The sequence below is a fragment of the Zestomonas insulae genome (assembly GCF_016901015.1).
GTDB lineage: Bacteria > Pseudomonadota > Gammaproteobacteria > Pseudomonadales > Pseudomonadaceae > Aquipseudomonas > Aquipseudomonas insulae.
The window spans coordinates 716,074-731,936 of sequence record NZ_JAFEUP010000003.1 but is presented as its reverse complement, the minus strand read 5'-3'; the positions used below and the strand labels follow the sequence as shown (position 1 = coordinate 731,936).

The following is a 15,863-nucleotide window of genomic DNA, read 5'->3' as shown; positions in this document are numbered from 1 at the left end:
CAACGATCTAGGCAAAACTCGCCAGCGCCTTCTCCAGGCGTTTGCCGCGTGCCGCGCTGGCCACGTCGAGCAGGCGCTGGTCGCGTTGCCAGATCGCCGCCAGCTCCGGCGCGCCGCTGGCGAAGGCCGCGTCGATCTGCGGGCGCAGCGCCGCCTGCTGAGCGAACAGGCCGCCGAGCAGTACGTGGCTGACCGCCGCCGACGCCGGCTGCCGCGCCACCTCGGCGCAGCCGCTGAGCAGGCCGAGCAGTTGCAGGCGCAGCGCCTGCGGCCACGGCTGCTCGACCGCCACGCCGAATTGCCAGGCGGTCACCGCGGTCATCACATGCAGGTCCTCGAGGCTGCGGAATGGCTTGGTGTAGTCGTCCCAGCCGTCGCCGGCGAGGCGTTCGCAATGCGCGCCGTCGAGGTGCAGGCGGCCGTGGCTGATGTCCGGCATCAGCGGCAGCGCCGGCAGGGTCTCGATGCGCACCCCGGCGGCGCCGTTGTAGACCACGCACAAGGCGACCCGCGGCGGTGCGCCGGCGGGTTCGTCGCGGGCCGCCACCAGCAGCCAGTCGGCGGCCTCGGCGGCGGTGACGAAGTCCTTGCGGCCATGCAGGGTCAGGCCGTCCAGGCGGGTCTGCAGGTCGGCGGGGCGGACGCTCTTGTTCTCGGTCACGCACAGCGCGCCGAGGCTCGCCGGCGCCGACGGCCACAGCGCGCGCAGGGCCGCCTGGTACCCGGCGAGGAACGCCAGCCCCGGGCTGGCGGCCAGGCGCCCGCCGAGCAGCGCCAGCTCGAACGGCCCGGGCGCGCCACCGAGGCGCTCGCGCAGCGCGGCGTACCAGTCATCCAGGCTGGCGTCGGCGGGCAGGCGGTCGTGAGTGTCCAGCAGGCGCTGCCAGGGCATGGTCGTTCTCCATCGGTGGGGACTGTCATCGAGCTATCACCAAAGCGTCATGGGGGTGACACCCGGGCTACCTAAGTTGAGCTTGCACAACAAAGTCGACCGGCCGCAACCCGCACAGGCTGGCGAACGGAGAAACGAGATGACCGCGAGCCCCGCTAGCCACGATCGCACCAATCAACCTCGCCGTCTGGTCGCCGAGCGCCTGCACGGCCCGGCCGCCCTGCGCGAAGCCCAGGCGCTGCGCTTCCAGGTGTTCAGCGCGGAATTCGACGCCAAGCTCAACGGCGCCGAGCACGGCCTGGACATGGACGACTACGACGCCCACTGCGCGCACATCGGCGTGCGCGACGAAGGCAGCGGCCGCCTGGTCGCCACCACGCGACTGCTCGACCACCGCGCCGCCGCCGGCCTGGGGCGCTTCTACAGCGAAGAAGAATTCAGCCTGCACGGCCTGGCCGGGCTGCACGGCCCGGTGCTGGAAATCGGCCGTACCTGCGTCGACCCAGCCTACCGCAACGGCGCGACCATCGCCGTGCTGTGGGGCGAGCTGGCCGAAGTGCTCAACGAGGGCGGCTACCGCTACCTGATGGGCTGCGCGAGCATCCCCATGCAGGACGGCGGCATCCAGGCCCAGGCGATCATGCAGCGCCTGCGCGAACGCTACCTGTGCACCGAGCACCTGCGCGCCGAGCCGAAGAATCCGCTGCCGGTGCTGGACCTGCCGGGCAATGTGATCGCCGAGCTGCCGCCGCTGCTCAAGGCCTACATGCGCCTCGGCGCGAAGATCTGCGGCGAACCGTGCTGGGACCCGGACTTCCAGGTCGCCGACGTGTTCATCCTGCTCAAGCGCGACGAGCTGTGCCCCCGCTACGCCCGCCACTTCAAGGCCGCGGTATGAAGCGCCTGCGCCTGTACGCGCGCTTGCTGCGCCTGGCCGCGGTGCTCGGTGCCGGCCTGCTGCTGGCCAGCGGCGTGGCGCTGCTGCAACGCCTGAGCCGGCGTGACCTGGCCGCGCTGCGCCAGCGCCTCAGTCGCGCCTACCTGCAGCGGCTCAATGGCGCGTTGCCGTTCCGCGTCAGCGTGCACGGCGAGCTGCCCAGCCAGCCGATGCTGTGGGTCAGCAACCACGTGTCGTGGACCGATATTCCGCTGCTCGGCATGCTCGCCCCGCTGACCTTCCTGTCCAAGGCCGAGGTGCGTCACTGGCCGCTGGCCGGCTGGCTGGCGCAGCAGGCCGGCACCCTGTTCATCCGCCGCGGCACCGGCGACAGCGCGCTGCTGCAGCGGCGCATGGGCGAGTGCCTGCGCCATGGCCGCGCGGTGCTGATCTTTCCGGAAGGCACCACCACCGATGGCCGCGCGCTGCGCACCTTCCACGGCCGCCTGCTGGGCAGCGCGATCGACACCGGCACGCCGGTGCAGCCGGTGGCGATTCGTTATGCACGGGATGGCGAGGTCGATCACCGCGTCGCGCCGTTCATTGGCGACGATGACCTGGTGTCACACCTGCTGCGACTGTTTGCCGAGGACGATCTGCAAGTGCGCATCGAGTTGCTCGCTCCGCTGCGCAGCCAGGGGCTGGAGCGCGCCGAGCTCGCCCGCCAGGCCCAGTTCGCGGTGCACGCGGCGTTGTTCGGCGCAGTTGCGCAGCAGGCGCTGGCGGCCTGATCCGCGTTTCATGCGCGCTCCAGTGCCGGCGGCACGATCAGCAGTTCGCAGGGCAGATCGCGCAGGTAGCGATTCAGCGGCCCGCCGCCGAGCACCAGCAGGTCGACTTCGGCCCAGCGCGTCGATGCGGTGATCTGATCGACCACGTCGCCGCGCTCGATCCACACTTCCGGGGCGCGCCCGGCCAGCCGGGTGAGCAGCTCCATGCGCCGTTCCAGGCGCGCGGCGGCCTGCTTCTCGGCGTCCGCCGCGTCGCCCTCGAGCACATGCAGGATGTACCACGGGCAGGCGTAACGCCGCGCCAGGTCGGCGGCGCGGCGCAGGGCCGGCTCGGCGGCGGGGGAAAGATCGGTCGCCAGCATCAACGATTGCAAGGCGCACCTCCGTACTCAGGATGACCAGCCTCAATTGCACACTTTTTAGCCAATCGACCGCTTGATACAGGTCAATCCGTGTGCAATTGGCTGCCGGCGAAACGCTGCAGTTCGGGGTAGAAGGCGCGGAAATCCTCGCTGAGCGGCTCGTACAGCTGCGCGAGCTCGTCCCAGGCGCCGGCCAGCAGTTCCGGGCGCGACAGGCGCCGGCCCATGCCGCCGATCACCGTCTCGACCACGGCGAACTCGCGGTAGCTGCCCAGCCAGTCCTGCGCCGCCATGCGCGGCGCGATCAGCGCCAGGCGCCCGGGCAGTTCGGCGGTGCCGGCCAGGGTGCGGTACACCCTGGCGGTGAAGGCCGGCAGCGGCTCGTCGGCGTACAGCGACCAGTCGCGCGCCAGGCAGTGGTCGAAGAACACGTCGAGCACCGCGCCGGCCAGGCGCCGCCGCTCGCGCGGGAAGCGCGCCTTGGCCGCGGCGACCAGCGGGTGCTGGTCGGTGAAGGCGTCGATGCGCCGGTGCAGCTGGATGGCCGCTTCGACGTCGGCGGCAAAGCGCCCGGCCAGCGGGCCTTTGACGAAGTCGCCGTACAGGCTGCCAAGCAGTTGGCCGGGCTGCGAGCCGCCGAGGTGCAGGTGCGCGAGATAGTTCATGCGCCCATGGTGCGGGCAAACATTGTCGCGGTCGATAGTCACTATCGGTCGAATCGATCACGTATCGCCAAGTCACGATATATAGTTCGCCTCAACACGATATACGGCGGAACAGCCATGAACCTCGACCTCGACGAAGTGCTCAAAGCCCTCTCCCACCCGGTACGCCGCGACATGCTGACCTGGCTGAAGGAGCCGGAGAAGTATTTCGTCGAACAGGATCATCCGTTCGAGATCGGTGTCTGCGCCGGCAAGTTCGACCAGCGCAGCGGTCTGTCGCAGTCCACCGTGTCGGCACACCTGGCCACCCTGCAACGCGCCGGTCTGGTGACCAGCCGCAAGGTCGGCCAGTGGAACTTCTTCAAACGCGACGAAGCCGCCATCGCCGAATTCCTTCGCCGGCTGCACGAAGAACTGTAAGCCACCGCAACTGCCACCCCATTCACCTGTTCAGGAGCCGGCGCCATGCCCGTTTCGCTTCTCGTCCTCGCTTTGTCCGCGTTTGCCATCGGCACCACGGAATTCGTCATCATGGGCCTGCTCCCGGATGTCGCCGCCGACCTCGGCGTGTCGATCCCCGGCGCCGGTTGGCTGGTCACCGGCTATGCCCTCGGCGTGGCCATCGGCGCGCCGTTCATGGCCCTGGCCACCGCCAACCTGGCGCGCAAACGCGCCCTGCTGATCCTCATGGGCTTCTTCATTGCCGGCAACCTGCTCTGCGCGCTGGCCGCTGACTACGGCCTGCTGATGTTCGCCCGGGTGGTCACCGCGCTGTGCCACGGCGCGTTCTTCGGCATTGGCTCGGTGGTCGCCGCCAGCCTGGTGCCGGCCAATCGCCGCGCCCAGGCAGTCGCCCTGATGTTCACCGGGCTGACCCTGGCCAACGTGCTCGGCGTGCCGCTGGGCACCGCGCTCGGCCAGCACGCCGGCTGGCGCACCACCTTCTGGGCGGTGACGGTGATCGGCGTGCTCGCGCTGATCGGCCTGTGGCGTGTGCTGCCGGGCAACCAACCGCAGGAGAAAGCCGACCTGCGCCGCGAGTTCGCCGCATTGCGTGGCGCGCAGTTCTGGCTGGCGCTGTCGACTACCGTGCTGTTCTCCGCCTCGATGTTCGCCCTGTTCACCTACATCGCCCCGCTGCTCGGCGAGGTCACCGGCGTGTCGCCCAGCGGCGTGACCTGGACCCTGTTGCTGATCGGCCTCGGCCTGACCTTCGGCAACTACATCGGTGGCCGCCTGGCCGACTGGCGCCTGCGCACCACCATGCTCAGCGTGTTCGCCGCCATCGCGGTGAGTTCGGCGGTGTTCGCCTGGACCAGCCAGTCGCTGATCGCCGCGGAAATCACCCTGTTCCTCTGGGCCACCGCCGCCTTCGCCGCTGTGCCGGCCCTGCAGATCAACGTGGTCAGCCTCGGCGGCGGTGCGCCGAACCTGGTCTCGACCCTCAACATCGGCGCCTTCAACGCCGGCAACGCGCTCGGCGCCTGGGTCGGTGGCCTGGTCATCGAGCACGGCCTGGGCCTCACCCGGGTACCACTGGCCGCCGCGCTGCTCGCCGTACTCGCACTGTTCGCCACCCTGCTGACCTTCGGCCTCGGCCAACGTGCCAGCGCCCTTGAACCTGCCCTCGACTGATCCCATTTCCCCCTCAGGAGGATTCGCCCATGACTACCCTGTTCGATCCCATTACCGTCGGTGACCTGCAACTGCCCAACCGCATCATCATGGCCCCGCTGACCCGCTGCCGCGCCGACGAAGGCCGCGTGCCCAACGCGCTGATGGCCGAGTACTACGCGCAGCGCGCCTCGGCCGGGCTGATCATCAGCGAGGCCACCTCGGTCACGCCGATGGGTGTCGGCTACCCGAACACCCCAGGCATCTGGTCCGACGCCCAGGTGCGCGGCTGGACCAACATCACCAAGGCCGTGCATGCCGGCGGCGGGCGCATCGTCCTGCAGCTGTGGCACGTCGGGCGTATCTCCGACCCGCTGTACCTCGACGGTGAACTGCCGGTGGCGCCCAGCGCGATCGCGCCCAAGGGCCACGTCAGCCTGGTACGGCCGCTGAAGGACTACGTCACCCCGCGCGCCCTGGAGACCGAAGAGCTGGCCGACATCGTCGAGGCCTACCGCGTCGGCGCGGAAAACGCCAAGGCCGCCGGCTTCGACGGCGTGGAGATCCACGCGGCGAACGGCTACCTGCTCGACCAGTTCCTGCAGGACAGCACCAACCAGCGCACCGACCAGTACGGCGGCCCGATCGAGAACCGCGCGCGCTTGCTGCTGGAAGTCACTGATGCAGTGATTGGGGTGTGGGGCGCCGGCCGCGTCGGCGTGCACCTGGCGCCGCGTGCCGATTCGCATGACATGGGCGACTCGAACCGTGCCGCGACCTTCGGCTATGTGGCTCGCGAGCTGGGCCGCCGCAATGTGGCGTTCATCTGCTCCCGCGAGAAGCTCGCCGACGACAGCCTCGGCGCCAAGCTGAAAGCCGCGTTCGGTGGCGTGTACATCGTCAACGAGCGCTTCAGCAAGGACGCCGCCAACCAACTGTTGGCCGACGGCCAGGCGGACGCGGTGGCCTTCGGCATCCCCTACATCGCCAACCCCGACCTGCCGGAGCGCTTCGCGCAGAACGCCGCACTGAACGATCCGCACCCGGAAACCTTCTACGGTTCCGGCCCGGTCGGCTACATCGACTACCCGCGCCTGTAATTCGCGCGGCCAAGAAAAAGCCCCGCTTCGGCGGGGCTTTTTCATGCGGCAAGGACGACGGCCGGCGCGGCGGCGTCAGCCTCTCACTGGCGAGCGCTGATCTGCTGCTGCAGGTTCTGCACCTGCGCCTGCAGCGCGCCGATGTTGCGGGTGACCTGGGCGCGGAACGCGTCGAACTCGGCGGTGCTGCTCTGCGATGCGGCCGGGCGGTTCTCCTGCTCGCTCTTCAGCACCAGCAGGTCCTGCTCCAGACGGGCGATCGCCGCGCTCGGGTTGCCCTGCTTCTTCAGCGCACTGACATCGGCGCCAAGCGCCTTGAGCTGCTCGCCCAATTTGCCTTGCTCGCCCTGCGCGGACTTCAGCGCGGCCTGCTCGCCGGCCAGCGCCTGCAGCTTGCTGTCGAGCTTGCCGACCGCCTCCTGCTGCGTCTTGAGTTCATCGGTGAGTTGCTCGAAGCGCTTGCCGGAGCCGCCCTGCTGGCTGCTCAGACCCTGCGCCTGCTTGTTCAGCTCGACCAGCTTGTTCTCCAGCTGCTTGACCTGCAGACGCAGCGCCTCGCTGCCGGTGGTGACGCTGGACTCGGTGGCGACCACCTTGCCGGAGATGTCCTGGATGCGCCCGGCGGCTTCCTCGCTGATCCGCGCGAAGCTCTCCTGGGTGGCGACCAGTTGCTGGCTCATCAGCTCGATCTGCTGATGGCTCCACCAGCCCAGGCCGCCGAAGGCGATCACTAGCGCGGCGATCAGCACCCACAGCACACCGGTGCCGCCGGCACGCTTGGCCGGCTGACGCGCCGCGGCCGGCTCGTAGTCGCGCTGGGCGGCGTGGCGACCGAAGTCGTGATCCCTGGCGTCAGTGGTCAGGCTGGGCACGCTGTCCAGTTCATCAAAAGCATCGTTACGCATGACAGGACCTTCAGGAAAAGCGCGGAAAGCGCGAGATGGCGCCAGTATACCGGTTCGTTCCGGCACGTTCATGACCGCGCCAGCGCAGTGCGGTTCGCACCGCCACGGGGCGAGTCCGCCTGCATCGACCGCCGCCAGGCCGCGAAAGTTCGTTGCGCGAAGCTGGTACGGCATTTGCTGACTCACTGGTCGGAGCGTCTAGCTGGCGCTTCGCCAAGGAGGCCACGCGCCACGGCCGAGCCGCGGCGCGCATCGACCCGAGGGGGAGCTTGGGGTTCGGTGCGCTTCGAGCGGCGCACGGAAGGTGGCGCTCGAAGCCTTCATTTCTCGCTGGGGGGAGTTACCGATGGAACTGACCAAAGCTGTACTCGATTGCATGCAGGTGCTGCGTCGCCGCCTGCGCGACGAACAGGGCGTGGACATCCGCCTCAGCCAGCCCGGCGCGATCATGAGCATGCTCGGCGCCTGCGCCGAGTCGCTGGTCGACGAGACCCGCGCGCTCGGCGAGCGGCTCAGCCAGCTGAGCGGCCTGCAGTTGGCGCCGCGGGTGCTCAGCGAGGCCGAGCTGATCGAGAAGTACACCCGCTACGCCGGCCCGCTGCGCGGCTGAACCCTCAGCTGCGCTGGGCGGTTTTCCACCAATCGCAGAACTCGTCGAGCGCGGTCCACACGCTGACCTGCGGGTCGTAGTCGAGGTACTGGCGAGCACGGCTGATATCGAGGGAAAAGTCGCGCGCCATCACCGCCACGCCGAGGCGGAACAGGCTCGGCTCGGGGCGCCCCGGCAGCAGCTTGCACACCCCTTCGTTGAGCGCCGCCAGGCTGTGCGCCACGCGGAACGGCAAATGGCGGGTAACCGGCGGCAGTTCGAACTGGCGCAGCACGTAGTTGACCACGTCCCACAGCGGCAGCGGCGTACCGTTGCTGATGTTGTAGGCCTTGCCGAGCGCCGGCCCGGCCGCCAGCAGGCTGCTGAACAGCGCGTCGTTGAGGTTCTGCACGCTGGTGAAATCGACCTTGTTGAGGCCGTTGCCGATAATCGACAGGCGCCCCTTACGGTGCATGCCGATCAGCCGCGGGAAGATGCTGGTGTCGCCGGCGCCGGTGACGAAGCGCGGGCGGATGGCGATCACCTCGAGACCCGCCGCGCTTGCCTCGAAGACCTTCTGCTCGGCCAGGTACTTGGTCGCCCCGTAGTGGTCGGAGAAGCGCTGCGGCACCTGCTCTTCCTTGATGCCGACGTGCGACTGGCCATCGAAGTAGATCGACGGCGACGACAGGTGCACCAGGCGCCGCACGCCCTGTTCGAGGCAGGCGGCGATGATGTTCTCGGTGACGGTGACGTTGGCCTGGTGGAAATGCTCGTAGCTGCCCCACACGCCGACCGCGCCGGCGCAATGCACCACCGCCTCGACGCCCCGGCAGAGGCGCTGGACCAGTGCCGGATCGGACAGATCGCCTTGGACGAATTCGGCGCCACGCGACACCAGCTGTTCGACCGCGTCCGGGCGACGGCCGTTGACGCGCACGCTGAGGCCCTGCTCGAGAGCGAAACGGGCGAAGCGCCCACCGATGAAGCCACTCGCCCCGGTTACCAGAATCCGCATGCGCCACTTCCCATTGTTGTTATGTTGGTGCGGCGACTCTAGCAGCGTGCCGCACACCGCGCCGTGACGCGGCGAGCCAAGCCACTGGCCCCAGGTTCCGCCGCACAGCGCGCGGCACCGATCTAAGGTAGTGAAACAGCGTGCGGGGATCGCCCCAGCCACGCCGACGCGTTTGAATACGCCCCTTCGCCCAGCAGGATGCCCGCATGCCCAACAAGACCCAGTGGATGATCTACGGTGCCAACGGCTACACCGGCCGCCTGGTGGCGCGCGAAGCGCAGCGCCAGGGCCTGACGCCGATTCTCGCCGGACGCAGCCCCGACGCCGTCGAGGCGCTGGCGGCGGAGCTCGGCCTGCACGCGCGCATCTTCGACCTCGCCGATGCGGGTGCCAGTCGCAGCGCACTGGAGGACGTGGCGGTGGTGGCACACTGCGCCGGACCGTTCTCAGCGACCAGCGCGGCGATGATCGCCGCCTGCCTGGCCAGTGCCACGCATTACGTCGACATCACCGGCGAGATCGCGGTGTTCGAGCACGCCCACAGCCGCGATGCCGACGCGCGCAGCGCCGGGGTGGTGGTCTGCCCGGGGGTCGGTTTCGACGTGATCCCCACCGACTGCCTGGCCGCCTGCCTGAAGGCCGCGCTGCCCGATGCCACTCACCTGGCGCTCGGCTTCGACACTGGCAGCGGGCTGTCTCCGGGCACCGCGAAGACCACCGTCGAGGGCCTGCAGCTCGGCGGCCAGGTGCGCCGCGACGGCCGCCTGCAGCGTGTACCGCTCGGCTTCAAACGCCGCACCATCGACTTCGGTCGCGGCGCCAAGGGCGCGGTGACCATTCCCTGGGGCGACGTGGCGACCGCCTACTACTCCACGGCGATTCCCAACATCGAGGTCTACCTGCCGACCCCGACCGGCGCCGCGCTGGGCATGCGGGCGATCGATCCGCTGCGCGGTCTGTTCGGTCACGCCAAGGTCCAGGCCTGGCTCAAGGCCCAGGTCGAACGGCGCGTGCACGGCCCCGATGAGACGACCCGCGCGCGTCTGCCGACCTGGGTATGGGGCGAGGCGCGCAATGCCGCCGGGGAGGTGCGCAACGCACGGGTGCAGACCGCCAACGGCTACGACGTAACCGTGCACGGCGTGCTGCTCGCGGTGCGCCACCTGCTCGACTACGCCGGGCCGGGCGGCTACTTCACCCCGTCGACGCTGTTCGGCGCGCGCTGCGTCGAGCAGCTGCCGGGCTCGACCAGCATCAGCCTGACGTAAGCGGCACCAGCCACTGGCCGGCACGCCCGGTGACGTGCCCGGTGAGTTGCGCGAGCAGCTCGCCGCCGGTGCGCCAGTGGTGCCAGTACAGCGGCACGTCGATCACCCGCCCCGGCAGCAGCTCGACCAGCTCACCGCGGGACAGCTCGCCCTGCACCTGCAGTTCCGGCACCAGGCCCCAGCCGAGGCCGCCGGAAGTCAGGCGCACGAAGCCTTCCGAGGACGGGCAAAGGTGATAGATGAAGCTCGGCCCGCCGCCCTGGGCGGCGAGAAAGCGGTGCTGCAGCTGGTCATCCGGTCCGAACACGATCGCCGGCGCGCGGGCCAGGCTGGCCGCGTCCACGCCGCCGACGAAGTGCCGGGCGACGAACGCCGGGCTGGCCAGCGCGCGGTAGCGCATCGCGCCCAGCGCCACGCAACGCGCCCCAGCCACCGGCTGGGCGCCGGCACACACGCAGGCCGCCACCTCGCCGGCGCGCATGCGTTTGAGGCCGACGTCCTGGTCTTCCACCACCAGGTCGAGCAGCACCTGGCGCTCGGCGCAGAACTCGCCGACCGCCTTGGCCCACCAGGTCGCCAGGCTGTCGGCGTTGAGCGCCACGCGCAGGCGCTCCGGCAGGCCGCCTTCGTCCAGCGCCGGCACCTGGCCCTGCAGGTCGCGCTCGAGCAGGCGCACCTGCTGCACATGGTTGAGCAGGCGACGGCCGATCTCGGTGGGCGCTGGTGGCGTGACGCGCATCAGCACCGGCTGGCCGACCCGCGCCTCGAGCAGCTTGATGCGCTGCGACACCGCCGATTGCGACAGGCCGAGGACCTGGGCGGCACGTTCGAAGCCGGCCTGTTCGATCACCGCCGCCAGGGCAGCGAGCAGTTTGTAGTCGAACATCAGTTCTCCTAATGATCCATACGGATAATTCGTTTTCCTTATACAGCTCCGACGCCCAGACTCGCCACATCTGACCCGACCTGGACCGCCCCGATGACCGGTGAAACCTCGCTCGCCGTGCTGCTGCGCAGCCTCGCGCCGCAGCTCAACCCTGGCCGCTATGTGTTCTGCACATTGCCCGACCCGACCGCCCTGCAAGGCAGCGTGCCGCTGGGCAGCTTTCGCGAGCGCGAAGGACTGACGGCGATCCTCGAACAGGCCGAGGCCGATCGCCTCGGCCTGGCATACAGCTACGTCGCCGCCTGGATCACCCTGGAGGTGCACTCGGCGCTCGAAGCGGTCGGTCTCACCGCCGCCTTTGCCGGCGCCCTGGCGCAAGCAGGGATCAGCTGCAACGTGATCGCCGGCTACTTCCACGATCACCTGTTCGTCGCCGAGGCCGACGCCGAGCGCGCGCTGTCGACCCTGCGCGCGCTGGCCGCCCACTCACAGGAATGACCGCCATGTGGCAGAGCTATCTAAATGGCGTGCTGATCGCCGCCGGCCTGATCATCGCCATCGGCGCGCAGAACGCCTTCGTCCTCGCCCAGAGCCTGCGCCGCGAGCACCACCTGCCGGTCGCCGCGCTGTGTGTGCTGTGCGACGCGGTGCTGGTCGCCGCCGGGGTGTTCGGCCTGGCCACGCTGCTGGCGCAGAGCCCGCTGTTGCTCGGCGTGGCGCGCTGGGGCGGGGTGCTGTTCCTGCTCTGGTACGGCGCCAAGGCGCTGCGCCGCGCGCTGTCACCGGCGGCCCTGGCCGAGGCGGCGCAGGCCGGGCCGCGCTCGCGCCGCGCGGTGCTGCTGACCACCCTGGCAGTGACCCTGCTCAACCCGCACGTGTACGTCGACACGGTGCTGCTGATCGGCTCGCTCGGCGCCCAGCAGGCAGTGCCCGGCGCCTACGCCCTGGGTGCGGCGAGCGCCTCACTGGTGTGGTTCTTCACCCTCGCCCTCGGCGCCGCCTGGCTGGCTCCGGTGCTGGCGCGGCCGGCCACCTGGCGGCTGCTCGACCTCGGCGTGGCGTTGATGATGTTCAGCGTGGCCTGGCAACTGATCCGCCACAGCCCGCTTTGAGCCGCGCCGGCGGTCGACCGCCGGCGCGCGGCGTTGCTATGCTCGGCCGCTGGTCGTCGGGCCGCCGCCCGCGACGCCGCCCGACAAGGAACGCACCCTGAACACCGCCGTGTTTCTCGCCGTGATGGCCGCCGCCGTGCTGCATGCCGGCTGGAACGCGCTGCTGAAGATCGGCCTCGACCGTTTCCTCACTGCCTCGCTGATCCAGATCGGCGCTGGCCTGCTGGCGCTGCTCGCCCTGCCCCTGGTGGCGCTGCCGGCCGCCAGCGCCTGGCCGTGGATCGCGCTCTCGGCACTGCTGCATATCGGCTACAACCACTTCCTCGCCCGCGCCTACCGGCATGGCGACCTCGGCCAGGTCTACCCGATCTCGCGCGGCAGCTCGCCGCTGATCGTCGCCCTGCTGTCGCTCCTGCTGCTCGGCGACCGGCTGTCCGCCGGCCAGTGGCTCGGCCTGCTCACCCTGGTCGCCGGCATCTGGCTGATGGCCGTGCGCGGCGGCCACAACCGGCGTATCGCCGGGCCGCTGCTGGTCGATGCGCTGCTCACCGCCAGCTTCATTGCCGGCTACACCCTGGCCGACGCCGCCGGCGCACGCGCCAATCAGGACGCACTGAGCTACGCGCTGTGGCTGTTCGCGGTGAATGGCCTGGTCATGGCTGCTGTGCTCGCCGTGCAGCGCGGCCCGCAGGTGTTCGCCCGGCTCGGCGTGCACTGGCGCAGCGGCCTGGCCGGCGGCCTGATGTCGATGAGCGCCTACAGCCTGGTGATCTGGGCCATGACCCAAGCGCCGGTGGCGCTGGTCTCGGCGCTGCGCGAGACCAGCGTGGTGTTCGCCCTGCTAATCGGCTGGGCGCTGCTCAAGGAGTCGGTGCCGCCGCTGCGCCTGCTCGCCTGCCTGGTCATCGTCGCCGGCGCGGCGCTGATGAAGCTGAGCTGAACGGCACCGCCACATCGCTCTGCCGCAGGCTTTTCCCCACAGTTGCTGCGTGGTTAGGACGCAGGCCGGATGCTATGATCGGGGGCCCGCGGCAACGAGTAGAAAACTACCGCCGCATTCTGGCCGCCCGTGAACGGCCTCGCTGGAGGTTGGTCGAAGCCCTTACGACCGTCCTCCCAAGCCCCGACCTGAGGAGATACACCATGGCTTTTGAATTGCCGCCGCTGCCGTACGAGAAAAACGCGCTCGAGCCGCACCTGTCCGCCGAGACCCTGGAATACCACCACGGCAAACACCACAACGCCTACGTGGTGAACCTGAACAACCTGGTGCCGGGCACCGAGTTCGAAGGCAAGAGCCTGGAAGAGATCATCAAGACGTCCTCGGGCGGCATCTTCAACAACGCCGCGCAGATCTGGAACCACACCTTCTACTGGAACTGCCTGAGCCCGAACGGCGGCGGCCAACCGACTGGCGCCCTGGCTGACGCGATCAACGCGGCCTTCGGCTCGTTCGACAAGTTCAAGGAAGAGTTCAGCAAGACTTCCATCGGCACCTTCGGCTCCGGCTGGGGCTGGCTGGTGAAGAAGGCTGACGGCTCCCTGGCCCTGGCCAGCACCATCGGCGCCGGTTGCCCGCTGACCAGCGGCGACACCCCGCTGCTGACCTGCGACGTGTGGGAACACGCCTACTACATCGACTACCGCAACCTGCGTCCGAAGTACGTCGAGGCGTTCTGGAACCTGGTCAACTGGGACTTCGTGGCGAAAAACCTCGCTGCCTAATCCCTGATCGGTTGAAGAAAAAACCCGGCCTCGCCGGGTTTTTTCCTTTCTGCGCCGCCTAGAGCAATTGCTCCGGGGGAAACGGCAGGTCCAGCTCGCTGGCCCGGCGCACCGTGCGGCTCAGGGTATGGTCGGCGGCGATTGGCCCGAGGTACTCGCACAGGCCGATGTACAGCAGGTTGAGCAGCCGGCGCAGGTCCTCCAGGCCCAGCGCGGCCAGCCCCGACGCGCCACCCTGCTCCAGCCAGCCACGCAGCCGCAGGCGCGCCTCGGTCTCCAGCTGCATGCCACCGAGGTTGCCGGCGGCGAAGCGGCGCAGGCTCGGCACCAGTGCCGGCTCCAGCTCGTCGAACAGCATGCCGCTGAGGATCAGGAAGGTCTGCCGCGCCCGCACATCCTGGCCGGACACCTCCTCGGCACGCTTGCCGGCGCCCTGCCGCCAGGCCTGCAAACGCGGCTCCGGATCGGGCAGCAGCTTGTTCGGCGAGGCGGTCAGCGCGCCGACCAGTTCGCGGTACAGCTTGGCGCGCTCGAACTTGCGCCCGGTGCGGCTGGCCACTTCGGCGAGAAACTCGTTGAGGGCGAAGGACGGCTTGTCGGCGTACTTGGCTTCCCACAGCGAGAGCAGTGGCAGCAACTCGTCCTCGGCGAAATGCCCCATCAGTCCGGTGTAGATCGCCCGACGGCGAACGCTCAGGCTCATCTCAGCTTCTCCGTGCCAGTTCGTTGCGATCGAAGATCGGCGCCTGGTTGAACTCCGGGTAGCCCTCCTCGGCGTGTTCCGCGTAATCCAGGCCACGCTGCTCATCGAGGGTCGAGGTGCGCAGGCCGATGGTCTTGGCGACGATCCAGTACATGATCAGCGCCATCGGGAAGGCCCAGGCGAACGCCGCGCCGATGCCCAGCGCCTGCACGCCGACGCGCGCCGGATTGAACAGGTCGCCGGTGAAGAACAGCCCGGCCGCCAGGGTGCCCCACACGCCACACAGGCCATGCACCGGCACGGCGCCGACCACGTCGTCGATGCGCAAGCGCTCGAGCAGCTGGCTGCCGAACACCACCAGGCACCCGGCGATCAGCCCGGTGAGCATGGCGAAGCCCGGCAGCATGCTGGCGCAGCCGGCGGTGACGCCGACCAGGCCGCCCAGCGAACCGTTGATGGTGCTGGTCAGCAGGACCGGCCGTGCGCTGCTGCGCAGCGCCAGCACCGCCCCCAGCGCCCCGCACACGGCGGCCAGGTGGGTGTTGAGGGCGATCAGGCCGAGATTCTCGGTGACGCCCAGGGTGCTGCCGGCGTTGAAGCCGAACCAGCCGAGCCACAGCACGAAGCCGCCAAGGGTGACCAGGCTGAGGTTGTGGCCGGGAATCGCCCGCGTGCTGCCGTCGACGCCGAAGCGACCCATGCGCGGGCCGAGCACCAGCACGCCGGCCAGCGCGCACCAGGCACCGACACTGTGGACCACGGTGGAACCGGCGAAATCGACGAAGCCCTGCTTGGCCAGCCAGCCCTGTCCGCCATAGGCGCCGCCCCACGCCCAGCTGCCGAACACCGGGTAGATGAAGCCGCTGATCAGCACCGCACCGACCAGGTAGCCGGCATAGCGGGTGCGCTCGGCCATCGCGCCGCTGGCGATGGTCGCCGCGGTGGCGGCAAACATCATCTGGAACAGCAGGAAGGTGAAGTCCCACGGTGCACCTTGATGCGGGGCGAAATGGCTCATGCCGAACCAGCCGGTCAGGTTGCTGCCGAACATCAGGCCGAAACCGACCACCCAGAACGCCACGCTGCCGACGCAGCCATCCATGTAGTTCTTCATCATCACGTTGACGGCGTTCTTGGCCCGCGACATGCCGCTTTCCAGCAGCGCGAAGCCGGCCTGCATGAAGAACACCAGGGCGCTGGCCAGCACCACCCAGGCGGTGTTCAGCGCCTGGTCACTGGCCGCCTCGGCCCACGGCGCGGTGCCCAGCGCCACCACAAATAGCCACAGTCTGCTCATGTCCATCCCCTCCCAAGGTCTGAGAGGGGGCCTTCGCAACTCTTGTGCCAGCAGGAAAT

At 69.3% G+C, this 15,863-nt stretch carries 19 protein-coding genes; 11 read left to right on the top strand and 8 right to left on the bottom strand.

Annotated features, from left to right (window positions below; all coding sequences use genetic code 11):
• Nucleotides 1–7: 7 nt before the first annotated feature.
• Nucleotides 8–892, bottom strand: a complete 885-nt coding sequence (locus JQX08_RS13270; RefSeq protein ID WP_205348845.1) for an acyl-CoA dehydrogenase middle domain-containing protein — start codon at nt 890–892, stop codon at nt 8–10.
• A gap of 139 nt (nt 893–1,031) precedes the next feature.
• On the opposite strand from JQX08_RS13270, the gene olsB reads away from it, so the two are divergent.
• Nucleotides 1,032–1,790, top strand: a complete 759-nt coding sequence (olsB, locus tag JQX08_RS13265) for an L-ornithine N(alpha)-acyltransferase (RefSeq protein ID WP_205348844.1) — start codon at nt 1,032–1,034, stop codon at nt 1,788–1,790.
• Entirely contained in the window at nt 1,787–2,560 is a 774-nt protein-coding gene (locus JQX08_RS13260) for a lysophospholipid acyltransferase family protein (RefSeq protein WP_205348843.1), read from the top strand. Before olsB ends, JQX08_RS13260 begins: the two co-directional genes overlap by 4 nt.
• A gap of 8 nt (nt 2,561–2,568) precedes the next feature.
• Here the strand turns inward: JQX08_RS13260 and JQX08_RS13255 are convergent, their stop codons facing one another.
• A complete protein-coding gene (locus JQX08_RS13255; RefSeq protein ID WP_205348842.1) occupies nt 2,569–2,934 on the bottom strand; it encodes a universal stress protein in 366 nt (121 codons plus the stop codon).
• Nucleotides 2,935–3,005: 71 nt separating this feature from the next.
• Nucleotides 3,006–3,587: an acyl carrier protein phosphodiesterase gene (locus JQX08_RS13250; RefSeq protein WP_205348841.1), complete on the bottom strand. Its 582-nt coding sequence runs from the start codon at nt 3,585–3,587 to the stop codon at nt 3,006–3,008.
• A gap of 117 nt (nt 3,588–3,704) precedes the next feature.
• Between JQX08_RS13250 and JQX08_RS13245 the strand changes: the two genes are divergently transcribed.
• Genes JQX08_RS13245 through JQX08_RS13235 form a run of 3 tightly spaced genes read left to right on the top strand, consistent with a single transcriptional unit; the run spans nt 3,705 to nt 6,301 of the window.
• On the top strand, nt 3,705–4,007 hold the full coding sequence (locus tag JQX08_RS13245) for an ArsR/SmtB family transcription factor (protein ID WP_205348840.1): 303 nt from the start codon (nt 3,705–3,707) through the stop codon (nt 4,005–4,007).
• 45 nt (nt 4,008–4,052) lie between these two features.
• Nucleotides 4,053–5,222, top strand: a complete 1,170-nt coding sequence (locus JQX08_RS13240; protein WP_205348839.1) for an MFS transporter — start codon at nt 4,053–4,055, stop codon at nt 5,220–5,222.
• A gap of 29 nt (nt 5,223–5,251) precedes the next feature.
• Nucleotides 5,252–6,301 carry an alkene reductase gene (locus tag JQX08_RS13235; protein ID WP_205348838.1) on the top strand — a complete coding sequence of 350 codons (1,050 nt, stop codon included), beginning with the start codon at nt 5,252–5,254 and terminating at the stop codon, nt 6,299–6,301.
• An 83-nt stretch (nt 6,302–6,384) separates the two neighbouring features.
• Here the strand turns inward: JQX08_RS13235 and JQX08_RS13230 are convergent, their stop codons facing one another.
• Entirely contained in the window at nt 6,385–7,206 is an 822-nt protein-coding gene (locus tag JQX08_RS13230) for an ATPase (RefSeq protein WP_205348837.1), read from the bottom strand.
• A gap of 346 nt (nt 7,207–7,552) precedes the next feature.
• On the opposite strand from JQX08_RS13230, the gene JQX08_RS13225 reads away from it, so the two are divergent.
• Complete coding sequence (locus JQX08_RS13225) at nt 7,553–7,816, top strand: hypothetical protein (protein ID WP_205348836.1); 264 nt, start codon at nt 7,553–7,555, stop codon at nt 7,814–7,816.
• Nucleotides 7,817–7,820: 4 nt separating this feature from the next.
• Here JQX08_RS13225 and JQX08_RS13220 read toward each other — a convergent pair whose 3' ends face one another.
• Nucleotides 7,821–8,813 carry an NAD-dependent epimerase/dehydratase family protein gene (locus JQX08_RS13220; protein ID WP_205348835.1) on the bottom strand — a complete coding sequence of 331 codons (993 nt, stop codon included), beginning with the start codon at nt 8,811–8,813 and terminating at the stop codon, nt 7,821–7,823.
• A 206-nt stretch (nt 8,814–9,019) separates the two neighbouring features.
• Here JQX08_RS13220 and JQX08_RS13215 point away from each other — a divergent pair, with 206 nt between their 5' ends.
• Nucleotides 9,020–10,081, top strand: coding sequence for a saccharopine dehydrogenase family protein (locus JQX08_RS13215; protein WP_239482144.1), 1,062 nt, complete (start codon nt 9,020–9,022; stop codon nt 10,079–10,081).
• Here JQX08_RS13215 and JQX08_RS13210 read toward each other — a convergent pair.
• A complete protein-coding gene (locus tag JQX08_RS13210; protein WP_205348834.1) occupies nt 10,068–10,967 on the bottom strand; it encodes a LysR family transcriptional regulator ArgP in 900 nt (299 codons plus the stop codon). The two genes, JQX08_RS13215 and JQX08_RS13210, sit on opposite strands and share 14 nt — an antisense overlap.
• A 93-nt stretch (nt 10,968–11,060) precedes the next feature.
• Here JQX08_RS13210 and JQX08_RS13205 point away from each other — a divergent pair, with 93 nt between their 5' ends.
• The 4 genes from JQX08_RS13205 (at nt 11,061) to sodB (ending at nt 13,804) form a co-directional block, all read left to right on the top strand.
• A complete protein-coding gene (locus tag JQX08_RS13205; protein WP_205348833.1) occupies nt 11,061–11,465 on the top strand; it encodes an ACT domain-containing protein in 405 nt (134 codons plus the stop codon).
• A 5-nt stretch (nt 11,466–11,470) separates the two neighbouring features.
• Nucleotides 11,471–12,079 carry a LysE/ArgO family amino acid transporter gene (locus JQX08_RS13200; protein ID WP_205348832.1) on the top strand — a complete coding sequence of 203 codons (609 nt, stop codon included), beginning with the start codon at nt 11,471–11,473 and terminating at the stop codon, nt 12,077–12,079.
• A 97-nt stretch (nt 12,080–12,176) separates the two neighbouring features.
• Complete coding sequence (locus JQX08_RS13195; RefSeq protein ID WP_205348941.1) at nt 12,177–13,019, top strand: EamA family transporter; 843 nt, start codon at nt 12,177–12,179, stop codon at nt 13,017–13,019.
• A gap of 203 nt (nt 13,020–13,222) precedes the next feature.
• Entirely contained in the window at nt 13,223–13,804 is a 582-nt protein-coding gene (sodB, locus tag JQX08_RS13190; protein ID WP_205348831.1) for a superoxide dismutase [Fe], read from the top strand.
• A 58-nt stretch (nt 13,805–13,862) separates the two neighbouring features.
• Here the strand turns inward: sodB and JQX08_RS13185 are convergent, their stop codons facing one another.
• Together JQX08_RS13185 and JQX08_RS13180 are read right to left on the bottom strand one after the other, a co-directional pair.
• The gene (locus tag JQX08_RS13185) at nt 13,863–14,507 is read right to left on the bottom strand and encodes a hypothetical protein (protein WP_205348830.1); all 645 of its coding nucleotides are present in this window, start codon (nt 14,505–14,507) and stop codon (nt 13,863–13,865) included.
• A 1-nt stretch (nt 14,508) separates the two neighbouring features.
• Entirely contained in the window at nt 14,509–15,804 is a 1,296-nt protein-coding gene (locus JQX08_RS13180) for an ammonium transporter (RefSeq protein WP_205348829.1), read from the bottom strand.
• Nucleotides 15,805–15,863 lie beyond the last annotated feature (59 nt).